Source organism: Spirulina subsalsa CS-330, assembly GCF_028330765.1.
GTDB classification, from domain to species: Bacteria; Cyanobacteriota; Cyanobacteriia; order Cyanobacteriales; family Spirulinaceae; genus Spirulina; species Spirulina subsalsa_A.
On the sequence record NZ_JAQMTY010000107.1, the window covers coordinates 1 to 10,918 of the forward strand.

General features: G+C 52.5%; 7 protein-coding genes and 1 pseudogene. 3 read left to right on the top strand and 5 right to left on the bottom strand.

Annotated features, from left to right (window positions below; all coding sequences use genetic code 11):
* Positions 1–125: 125 nt before the first annotated feature.
* Positions 126–548: pseudogene (locus tag PN477_RS07275) on the top strand (DNA damage-inducible protein D); the annotation flags it as partial.
* 46 nt (positions 549–594) lie between these two features.
* Here PN477_RS07275 and PN477_RS07280 read toward each other — a convergent pair.
* Both PN477_RS07280 and PN477_RS07285 read right to left on the bottom strand, forming a co-directional pair.
* A complete protein-coding gene (locus PN477_RS07280; RefSeq protein ID WP_272118357.1) occupies positions 595–1,089 on the bottom strand; it encodes a superantigen-like protein SSL4 in 495 nt (164 codons plus the stop codon).
* A complete protein-coding gene (locus PN477_RS07285; protein WP_272118359.1) occupies positions 1,086–1,709 on the bottom strand; it encodes a ParA family protein in 624 nt (207 codons plus the stop codon). Before PN477_RS07285 ends, PN477_RS07280 begins: the two co-directional genes overlap by 4 nt.
* Positions 1,710–2,055: 346 nt before the next feature.
* Here PN477_RS07285 and pglW point away from each other — a divergent pair, with 346 nt between their 5' ends.
* Entirely contained in the window at positions 2,056–6,198 is a 4,143-nt protein-coding gene (gene pglW / locus PN477_RS07290) for a BREX system serine/threonine kinase PglW (protein WP_272118361.1), read from the top strand.
* Between the two features lie 3 nt (positions 6,199–6,201).
* Here pglW and PN477_RS07295 read toward each other — a convergent pair whose 3' ends face one another.
* Positions 6,202–6,465, bottom strand: coding sequence for a type II toxin-antitoxin system RelE family toxin (locus tag PN477_RS07295; RefSeq protein ID WP_272118363.1), 264 nt, complete (start codon positions 6,463–6,465; stop codon positions 6,202–6,204).
* Complete coding sequence (locus PN477_RS07300; protein ID WP_272118365.1) at positions 6,458–6,676, bottom strand: hypothetical protein; 219 nt, start codon at positions 6,674–6,676, stop codon at positions 6,458–6,460. The genes PN477_RS07295 and PN477_RS07300 overlap by 8 nt, the downstream gene beginning before the upstream one ends.
* 98 nt (positions 6,677–6,774) lie before the next feature.
* Here PN477_RS07300 and pglX point away from each other — a divergent pair, with 98 nt between their 5' ends.
* On the top strand, positions 6,775–10,446 hold the full coding sequence (pglX, locus tag PN477_RS07305) for a BREX-2 system adenine-specific DNA-methyltransferase PglX (RefSeq protein WP_272118367.1): 3,672 nt from the start codon (positions 6,775–6,777) through the stop codon (positions 10,444–10,446).
* A gap of 24 nt (positions 10,447–10,470) precedes the next feature.
* Here the strand turns inward: pglX and PN477_RS07310 are convergent, their stop codons facing one another.
* Positions 10,471–10,788 (bottom strand): hypothetical protein, encoded by a 318-nt coding sequence (locus PN477_RS07310; RefSeq protein ID WP_272118368.1) that lies wholly within the window; start codon positions 10,786–10,788, stop codon positions 10,471–10,473.
* Positions 10,789–10,918: the final 130 nt, after the last annotated feature.

Genomic DNA, 10,918 nt, shown 5'->3' on the forward strand with positions numbered 1-10,918 from the left:
CTGTCGTTCTCGAAAAAGGTGGAGAACCACATTGGGGCGATATGGCTGTTCATCCATGAGTACAATCGGGGCATCAGAGAGAAGCTGGCGGAGCAAGATGCCCCTATCTTTTCCTCTAGCCTGCACTAAAATGCACTACCAAGGAGTTATCTAAGGTCATTTTTGAGCAGACGGGGAGCGATCGCCACTTTGGACTGATTCGCAGTAAGGGGGATACGGCTCTGTTCGGACGCTCGACGAAGCAAATGAAGGCGACCTGGAATGTGCCGGATAAGCAACCTTTGGCGGATTTTGCGCCGACGATTATTCTCACGGCGAAAAAGTTGGCCGCAGAAATCACGATCCACAATACGCAAGAAAATGATTTTCGCACTGAACCGGAAATCAGTGACGAACACATCACGAACAATGCTACGATTCGCGGTGCATTGCTCGATCGCGGGATTCGACCGGAACGTTTGCCCCCGGCTGAAGATATCAAGAAGGTGGAGCGGCGTTTGAAGTCGTCCCAAAAGAAATCGCTGAAGAATCCAGAGCGGTTGGAGTAGCGATCGCAGTTGGGCCTCCTTTGAGCAAGGGCTAGCCTGAGCTGAGTTACTGGGTTGTTGGATTCGGATTTGGGGTTATGGAGTCTTGGAGTTCTTGTTCTGTGGTTCCGGTCAGTTGGTCAGAATGGGCAAGGAGTAAATCGATCGCGACTCGGATCAGCGTGTTTTCGGTGATGCGCTCTCCACCTTTCTTCTGGCGGTTAAGACGGCGGGCTAACATGAAGAGTGCATCCACTTGATCCTCCCGTAAACGGGCTTCTTTACGGATGAGTTGGAGGTATTTGGGCAGAGATGCTTCGGTACTAACAGAGTTTGTAAGTTTGTGAGTTTGTTGATTAGGTTCTACCAAAGTTACAGAGTCTGTTAGTTCTGGAGTGACAGACTTTTGGGGTTGGAGTGCCTCTGTTTGGGCGTTTGCAGGGGTCGGATGGGTGGTTTGTGACTCTGTTGGTTTCGGAGTTTGTAACTCTGTTAGTTTGGTAGTTACGGGTTTACGTGCTTCGTCTCCCACTAGAGCACTCAAGGTTTTACGTTGTTTCATTTCCACTCCCTCTTCAGTTCATCGGCAACTTTGCGGTAGTCTGAGGCGGCGATCGCAGCATTTTTACCTTTCATCTGCGTGATCGGAACTCCTTCTAGGGGAGCACGTTCATGGCTTTTATAGGCGCGGATGAAACTATTGAAGGCGGCAATTTCTGCATCAAGGAGAGCTTGTTGAGCATCCATGGCTTCGGTGATGCTGCGGGGATCAACTTTGGTGATCAGCACTCGATAGTCTACCTGTGTGGGTGCGATCGCACTTTTCACGGTTTCAATGAGAGCGGTTAAATCTAACGGCGTGGGTTGCGTAGGTAACACCACATAACTAGCAACATTCAAAATGGCGTTCAAGGCTTCGGAGCGGAGAGCCGGCTGGGTATCCACAACAATTAGTTCGTAGTCGGTAATTTGGGGGAGCTTACCGAGTAAATCGGGGTTGCTGTCCGTGGCGAGATCGAATGTCATATCCCCCCGCTCAGTCCACCAAGAAGCTGAGGCTTGGGGATCAGCATCGACTAGGAGGGTGGTGTAGGTTTTGGAGAAGATTGCGGCGAGATTAACGGCTGTTGTGGTCTTGCCGACTCCGCCTTTTCCGTTGGCGATCGCGAGAATCTTGGGCATTATCTATCAGTTTGTAACTCTGTAAGTTCGTAAGTTTGTAACTCTGAAGGTCTGATACTCTGTCAGTTTAACGTTTTATCGTCCGTTGAGGGGGCGATCGCTATCTCGTTGGTGTGATATCGATCAACAATCTTCGGTACTCACAGACTTCGGTACTCACAGACTCCGGTATTCACAGGCTACAATGCTCACAAACTCTGAAACTTACAGAGTTTGTAAGTTAAAAATCAAGACGTGATCTGAATAAGCATTCTGGTTAAATGGGTTGTGGACTGCTTCAGCGTGGGTCTAAGTGTATGGTGGTAATCAAGTCTCTTCAGAGTTTTAGGGGATAGAGTAACAGCCAATGAGTAACTGGCTAACGGTTGAAGAATCTCCATTTGCTTGGGAACGGGATGCACTCGACTTTGTGCGTGAGCGTCTGCCCAGCCAATATCCTTACTATGCCTGGTCGAATTTTGAATTTATCGCCCTGGATGGCAGCTTAAATGAAGTTGATCTGCTGGTGTTTTCCCCGCAAGGCTTTTTCCTGATTGAGATCAAGAGTCGTCCGGGTTATCTGCGTGGTGATGCGGGAACGTGGATCTGGGAACATGAAGGGCGACTACAAACGCTTGATAATCCCCTGCTGTTAGCAAACCGGAAGGCCAAGCGTTTAAAGAGTCTCTTAGAAGCTCAGCCGATTTTTCAGCGGCGGGAACGGCCGCCCTTCATGGAAACTTTAGTGTTTTGTTCTGCCAAGGGTTTGCAGTGTGAACTACAGGGGACGGCTCAATACAATGTTTGTCTGCGCGATCGCCCCTCCTCACCGGGGATTATGGCGGCAATCCAAGAGCGGGACTGTTTAGGGCTGCGGCAAATTGCCACAGGAACCCACGATCGCGCCATGATGCAACGGGTGCAGCGGGCCATGGAACAGGCGGGCATCCGACGCCCCCAGCGCTACAAGCAAGTGGGTGATTATCAACTGGCTCAGGTGATTGAGCAAACAGATAGCTATCAAGATTGGCAAGCCACCCATATTCAGATCAGTAAAAGTCAGCGACGGATTCGCATCTATCCGGTGCATTCCGGGGCGATCGCAGACGATCGGCGCATGATGCAACGGGCCGCCGAGCGCGAATTTCAGCTTTTAGAGCAGCTTCGCCATCCCGGCATTGTGCGGTGTGAGCACTTCATGACCCACGAACTGGGGCCGGCCTTATTTTTTGAACAGGATGCTGAAGCGTTACGCCTTGATCATTACTTGGCGCAGTATGGCGACCAACTGGATGTGCAGGTGCGCTTAAACCTGCTGCGACAGTTGGCAGAAACGATCCAGTTCAGCCATGCCCATAATGTTTTCCATCGCGCCCTTTGTCCTCAGAGCATTTGGGTTACGGGGGTTGGGCAGCAAAAACCGCGCTGTAAGATCTTCAATTGGCAGGTGGCCTATCAAGAAGGGGGATCGACCACGGGGCAAAGCAATCAAGTCACCACCCATATTGATCGTCTCGTCGAAGATCAGAATACAGCCTATATTGCGCCGGAGGCCCTGACGAATCCGCACCTCGTGGGGGAATATCTCGATATTTTTTCCTTGGGGGCGATCGCCTATTTTCTGTTTTCGGGCATACCACCGGCCGCCAATGGGTTGGAATTGAGTCAGAAACTGCGTCAAACGAAGGGATTACAAATTAGTGCCGTTCTCAATGGGGCAGCCCTCAGTTTGGAATATCTGATTGATAAGAGCACCCAAAGCAGTGTGAAAGCCCGTTACCCGGCGATCGCAGATTTTTTGGCTGATCTAGATGACGTAGAAGAAGAACTCACAAGCCCAGAACCGACCCCGACCCAACATCCAGCCGATGCCAACAAAGGGGAAACATTACCCGGAGGCTTAGAAGTAGTGCAGCGATTGGGGCGCGGTGGCTGTTCCGTGGGCCTGCTTGTGAAGCAAGACGAACAATTATTAGTGCTCAAGGTGGCCAGCGAGACCCACTACAACGATCGCATCCTCGCCGAAGCCAACGTGATTCAAAAACTGCGTCACCCCCGGATTGTTGAATTGCACAAGTGCGTTCAAATTGGGGACTGGTGGGGCTTTTTAATGAAGCCCGTTTTTGTTCAACGGGACAAGCAAACCATTGAAACGCTCCGCCAACGCCTGCGCCGTGAGAAAACCTTACAGCTTGATCTGCTCCAGCGGTTTGGGGCAGACCTCTTGGAGGCGGTGAGCTACCTCGAAGATGTGGGGTATGCCCATCGGGATATCAAACCCGATAATATTGCCGTGGGTCAGTCTGGGGCCAATGGTCAACTCCACCTCAACCTATTTGATTTTTCCCTGGCTCAGACCCCCATTCAAAACATTCGGGCTGGCACGAGCGGCTACCTTGACCCCTTTTTACCGCTCCGGCCATCGCTGTGTTGGGACTCGGCAGCGGAACGGTACGCGGCTGCGATCACCCTCTATGAGATGGCAACGGGGGATTTTCCAAAATGGGGGGATGGGATGAGCGATCCATCCCATTTGGATTGTGAGATCACCTTAGATGCGGAAAAATTCACCCAGCTTCGCGATCGCTTCCTAGAATTCTTCCAAAAAGCATTTCGGCGCGATCCAGCCGAACGCTTTGCCAATGCCGCCGAAATGCTAGAGCAGTGGCGCGATTGTTTCCGGGAGTCGAGCGAACCCGCCACATCCACTTGGGAACGGTTGCAAGGGTTAATTGAAACCCTCGATCTCCAAACTCGTTTGCAGGCCCTCGACCTCGAAGCCCCCTTACTCGAAGCCCTCGATCGCGCCAACATTCTCACAGTTCAGGATCTCCGTGATGCTTCGACCCAAAAGCTGATGCAGTTACGGGGCGTTGTGAACCAGCGGCGGCGCGACATTAATGAACTCGCGACACTGATTCGGCAGCGGTTCACGAACTCAGGCGCAGCGGAGACAACACCCACCGCAACCCGTGACGTTGCCCGTCTGAGCATTGATTTTTTAGCGCAACGTGTCCAAGCCACCCCCAAAGACGGAGACACCGAGGACGGCGTGATTGGGATGCTACTCGGATTGGCCAACCGTCCCCCGTCCACCAGTGACCCTGAACCATCCCCAGAACCCGCTGGGTTTTGGCCCAGTGGCAAAGATATTGCGCGCTGGGCATCATTGAGCGGCGATCGCATCGGTCAGGTGTTGGAAAAATTCCAGAAACGCTGGTATCGTTTACCAGCGATTACCCAGCTCCGGACGGATGTGTTGGAGGTGCTCAACCGAGCCGGTGGGGTGATGACGATCGCAGAACTCGCCCAAAGTTTGCTCGTGGCACGCGGGTCACAAGAAACCCAGATCGAGCGGCGGCAACAATTAGCGATCGCCGTCTTGCGAGTCGCCCTCGAAGCAGAGCAAGTATTATCCCAGCCCCGCTTTAAATCCTATCACCAAGACTCGCGCCATCTGGTGGCCACTGCCGCATCCCTCGCGGACTATGCCTTTCAATTGGGAGACTGTGCCGATCGCCTCGCCCAAGCTGACCCATTACTGTCCCCAGCTCGCAGTTTAGCCACCCTACAGGAAATCCCGCCGCCGCCCGACGTGCTACCCCTGCAAGAAAATCGCCTCGTGATTTTGGCGGCTGCCGCCTCGACCCATGCCGCCTTATCCAGTCGTCAGGAATTTTATCCCCAGAATTTAGCCGCAGAACGGGCGATCAAGCTCTCCCAAGGAGCCTTACACGGCGCACCGTCCCTGTCGATTGAGCAGATCCAAGGGCGGGTGATGAGTCGCTATCCGGCCGCTGCCCCTATCCCTTCCCGTCCGCACCTCGACGCACTGTTACAGGCCGCACGCTTAGAACTCCACTGGGATGATGCTCACAAGGTTTATGTCCCGAATCCTGTTCTAGGCACGGGGCTCAGTAGTTCGCGGAGTTTATTTTCTAGTACGATGGGTCATTCTGAAGCCTCTCCCCTGTCGGCGGTGAGTTTCACCCGCCAACAATTTGAAGCGCGGTTAGAGCGCAGCCTCAACGATCGCACCTTTCTCGCCCTCACCACCACCCAAGAGCATTATCTCCCCACCGCCGAACGGTTAAGCGATCGCTTCTCGGTGAACATCTTAGATTTTGAGCGGCTCTTTTTAACCCACCTCCAAGCCGTGGCCGCAGCGGCGCGGGTCAATTGGGATCTGGTGTTACAAACCGATGCCCAACCCCATACCGGGGACTGGGACAAATTATTACTCCTGGTGCGGCGCACGATGGAGCCGGTGGAGGCGCATATATTCACCCTCACTCAACCCTGTTTAATGATTTTCCCGGCGATGTTGGCGCGATATAACCAAATGGCATTTTTGGAGCGATTGCGCGATCGCGTTGGCCAAGGGGATACATTACCGGGGTTCTGGCTGTTGGTGGCGAGCGATCGCGCCGCAATTGCCGGTCAGGTGGTTCCCCTCCTCAGCCCAGGGCAACGGGTTCCTGTCCCACGGGCATGGCTCCGAAACCCTTAACCGTTATCCGCCGTAGGCTTTGCTGCGATGGGAGATCGCCAACACCAAAACCTGTACCTGTTGATCATTGATCGAGTAGATCACGCGATAGTTTCCCAAACGGTAGCGGTAGCAGCCAGAGAATTCACCGGTAAGCGGTTTAATGTTGGGGTGCGATCGCGGATCTTGCTCCAGTTGTTGCAGACACCGAGCCAATTTCTTCGCCAATGCTTTGTCTGCTTTGAGGTAAACCTTTTGCGCTTTTTGACTGAGCAGAACGTCATACATCAGAGCGTAGGGTTCTCCAGTTTTGATAGGTACTGATCGGGTCTTGCTGGGCTTGGCGAACTTGTTCTAGCAAACCCGGAATATCAAGCAGTTCTTGGGTCGCGGCGTGACGTTCTTGTTCTAGCAAATACGCTGCACAGTCTGTCAATACTTGCAGATGTTCGGGTGAAAGTTGGGCGAGGAGGTGATCGAGTTGGGGAGTGGAGGCCATGGCTAGGGGGTGTTGCGAAATAAGATCCAGTGTCATCAGCAGCGGCGATGTCACTCCATAATGATAACGATTGAACCCTGGAGACCTGTCTTAATCTCATGCCTGACTATCAACCTCTGCTCAAACTCCTCAAAGACGACCTGCTCGATCGCGCCCAATCGGAACCCACGATCGCATCTCGATTAAGCCGGGAATATGATGAAGCCTTTCAAGCGAAGCGGACGGCGTTGAGTTTTGAGGAGTGGCGCACGGGGCAAATTGAGCAGGTGGCGGTGGCGTGGGTGTTGTGTTGTGTGTTTGGGCGGTTTCTGGAGGATAACGGCTTGGTGGAGCGGCCGATGTTGGCGGGGGTGGGGCCGCGTCTTCAGATGGCGCGGGATGAATACGAGGCGTTTATTCGCGCTCATCCCCGCGAGACGGATCGCGAGTTTCTGTTGGCGGTGTTTGCGGATTGGGCGCGGTTGCCGGGGTTGGAGCGGGTGTTTGGGGCGGACTACAACCCGATTTATACGATCGCGCCTACATGGCTGAGTGGGTATGGGGCAATTCAGTTATTGAAGTTTTGGCAGCAGGTTGAACCGAGTACGGGGGCGCTGAGGCATGATTTTACTGACCCGGCTTGGAATACGCGGTTTTTGGGGGATCTCTATCAGGATCTTTCGGAGTATGTCCGCAAGACCTATGCGCTGTTACAAACGCCAGATTTTGTGGAGGGTTTCATTCTGGATCGGACACTGGAACCGGCGATCGCAACGTTTGGCCTGGAGGAGGTGCGGTTGATTGATCCGGCTTGTGGGTCGGGGCATTTCTTGCTGGGGGCGTTTGAGCGGTTGGTGGATCACCGCTTGCAGCGGGAGCCGGGGGCGAATTCGGCGGCGATCGCACAGTGGGCATTGGATCGGGTGCATGGGGTGGACATTAACCCTTATGCGATCGCGATCGCTCGGTTTCGGTTGTTAGTGGCGGCGTTGCAGGTGGCGGGGATTAAGACGCTCAAAAATGCCCAAGATTTTAGGTTTAATTTGGTCTGTGGGGATGCGTTGTTACATGGGGAGGGTGTCCAAACGGCGTTGGATTTTGGCGAGGAGTTTCGCACGACGAATCAACATCATTATTCTGCGGAGGATATTGATTTACTGTTAACAATTTTGCGGCCGGGTTTTTATCATGCAGTGGTGGCAAATCCGCCTTATATTGTGCCGAAGGATAAGGCGAGTAATGCGGTTTATCGGGCGCGATATTCGTCTTGTCATCGTCAATATGCCCAGACTGTGCCGTTTATGGAGCGCATTTTTGAGTTGGCAATTGATGGGGGGTTTACGGGACAAATCACGTCAAATAGTTTCATGAAGCGGGAGTTTGGTAAAAAGTTGATCGAGGGCTTTTTTCCGAGGGTGGATTTAACCCATGTGATCGATACTTCGGGGGCTTATATTCCGGGGCATGGTACGCCGACGGTGATTTTGTTTGGCCGCAATCAAAAGCCGGTGAATCATTCAGTGCGGGCTGTGTTGGGAATTCGAGGGGAGCCTTCTACACCGGACGATCCGGCTCTGGGGTTGGTGTGGCAAGCGATTTTAAATCAGGTGGATGTGGTAGGGTCGGAGAGTGAGTTTGTGAGTGTGGCGGATGTGGTGCGCGAGACGTTTTATCAGCATCCGTGGTCTTTGGGTGGTGGTGGTGCGAGTGAATTAAAAGATGAACTTGATCGCGTAAAACTTAAACTAGGAGATTTAACTATCAGTATTGGACGTGTTGCACATACAGGAAATGATGAAGTTTATATTGCAGACTTACACACTTTTCAAAGACAAAAAATACAGCCCCAATTTATATCTAATTTTGTAGAAGGTGAGATATTAAGAGATTGGATTATTACAAAGAAAGAATCGATTTTATTTCCTTATACTCAAAATCTTTGCCCTACAACAGAAATAGAAAAAGATTCTTTATTTCGATGGCTATGGCACTTTAGAGATCAACTATGGAATCGAAGAGAACCCAATGGATCACATAGAGAAATTGGGAAAACTTGGTATGAATTTTCTCGTTTTCATCCTGAACGGTATGTAAATTCAGGTATTGCCTTTGCTTCAGTTGCAACCCATAACCATTTTGTTTTAGATCGCGGCGGCAAAGTTTTTAAACAATCGGCTCCGGTGATTAAGTTGCCTCCCGAAGCGACAGAGCGCGATCATTTGGCGTTGTTGGGATTGTTGAATAGTTCTATCGCTTGCTTTTGGATGAAACAGGTTTTTCACTGTAAAGGTAGTACGGTAGATCAACATGGTGCTAGACAAACTACTGTGAAGTTTGAAGATTTTTATGATCTTGATGGTAGTAAGCTTAAACAATTTCCGATCGCAAAAACAAAACCGCTCAAACTAGCCGAAAAACTCGATCAACTTGCGCAGACATGGCAAACCCAAACCCCAGCCGCTGATCTGCATAACGAAAAAGCTGCATGGCTGCAAACCCTTCAGCAGATGATCGCCCAGCAAGAAGAACTCGACTGGGAAACCTATCAGCACTATGGACTAATCACCGAACCCCTCACCTATGCCGCTGCACCACCCCCGATCCAACTCGGCGAACGTGCCTTTGAAATCATCATGGCGCGACAAATCGCCGCCGGAGACCTGAAAACCACCTGGTTTGAACGCCACAACAGCCAACCGATCACCGAAATCCCCAGCCATTGGCCCGCCGACTATCAAGCCCTCATCCAAAAACGGATCAGCACCATCGAAAAAAACAAAAACCTGCGCCTGATCGAACAACCCGAATATAAACGCCGCTGGAACATCGAACCCTGGGAAAGCCAACGCGATCGCGCTCTGCAAACCTGGTTACTGAATCGGTTAGAACATTACTTTGATATTGATGGCCGGATGAATCCCCCCCAGCCCCCCTTAACAAAGGGGGAGAATCCGGAAGTCCCCCTTAAAAAGGGAGAGAATCCGGAAGTCCCCCTTTTTAAGGGGGATTTAGGGGGATCGATTGAGATTGCGATCGTGAGCATCGCCCAAGTTGCAGACCTTGCCGCCAAAGACTCCGAATTCCAAACCATCGGCGCAATCTACCGCCAAGATTCCGCCTTTGATGTGTATCGCCTCGTCCTCGACCTCGTGCAACCCGAAAGCGTCCCCCTCCTGCCCCAACACCGCCACAAACCCAGCGGCCAACGCAAACGCCAGGAATGGGAAAAAACCTGGGACAAACAACGCCAAGAAGATGCCCTCACCGCCCGCAGCCAACTCCCCAAAGACCACCCCCACCACATCAACCCCCCCGAACTCCCCGAAATCATCAAAAAGGAAATTGGCGCGATCGCCGTTCCCCCGAAATATAAAAGCAGCGACTTTCAAAAAACCCACTATTGGCGACTGCGCGGCAAACTCGACGTGCCCAAAGAACGCTGGGTCAGCTTCCCCGACAGCAACCACCCCGACGGCACACCCGCGATCGCCTGGGCCGGGTATGACCATTTACAACTTGCAGGCGCGATCGCCAGCTATCACCTCGACCTCAAAGAAAACCACGGCGGCCGCAGCGATCCGCGCTTAATCCCCCTCCTCGCCGCCCTCCAAGACCTGATTCCCTGGCTCAAACAATGGCACAACGACCCCAACACCAACGACTACGGCGAAGCCATGGGGGATTATTACGCCGAATTTGTCGCCGAAGAAGGGCGCGATCTGGGCGTGACCGTTGAAGACTTGCGATCGTGGGAACCACCACAACAGACGAAAAAACGACAGCGCAAATAGAGAGTTGATCGTTCAGGACGAGGCTTAAACCTCGTCCGGATTAACACCCAACTCCCGCAATTTCGCCGCCAGTCGATCTGCCCTTTGCCGCTCCTGATCCTTCGCCAGTCGCTCCTGCTCCGTATCCGTGAGCAACCAACGTCCCGACCCATCACACCAGCGCAGCCAAGGGGCAGCAACCCCCTCAAAAACCCCCTGCCACAGACCCAAACCCACCTGTAAATCCGGCAACCACACCAACGGGTTACACTCCTGCACAGCTTGCTCAGTGTATTCGCTGCCAATTAACTTGAAGTAACGGAGCTTTTGGGTGTAGCGGCTATAGACAAAATGGTAGTGCATTTTAGTGCAGGCTAGAGGAAAAGATAGGGGCATCTTGCTCCGCCAGCTTCTCTCTGATGCCCCGATTGTACTCATGGATGAACAGCCATATCGCCCCAATGTGGTTCTCCACCTTTTTCGAGAACGACAG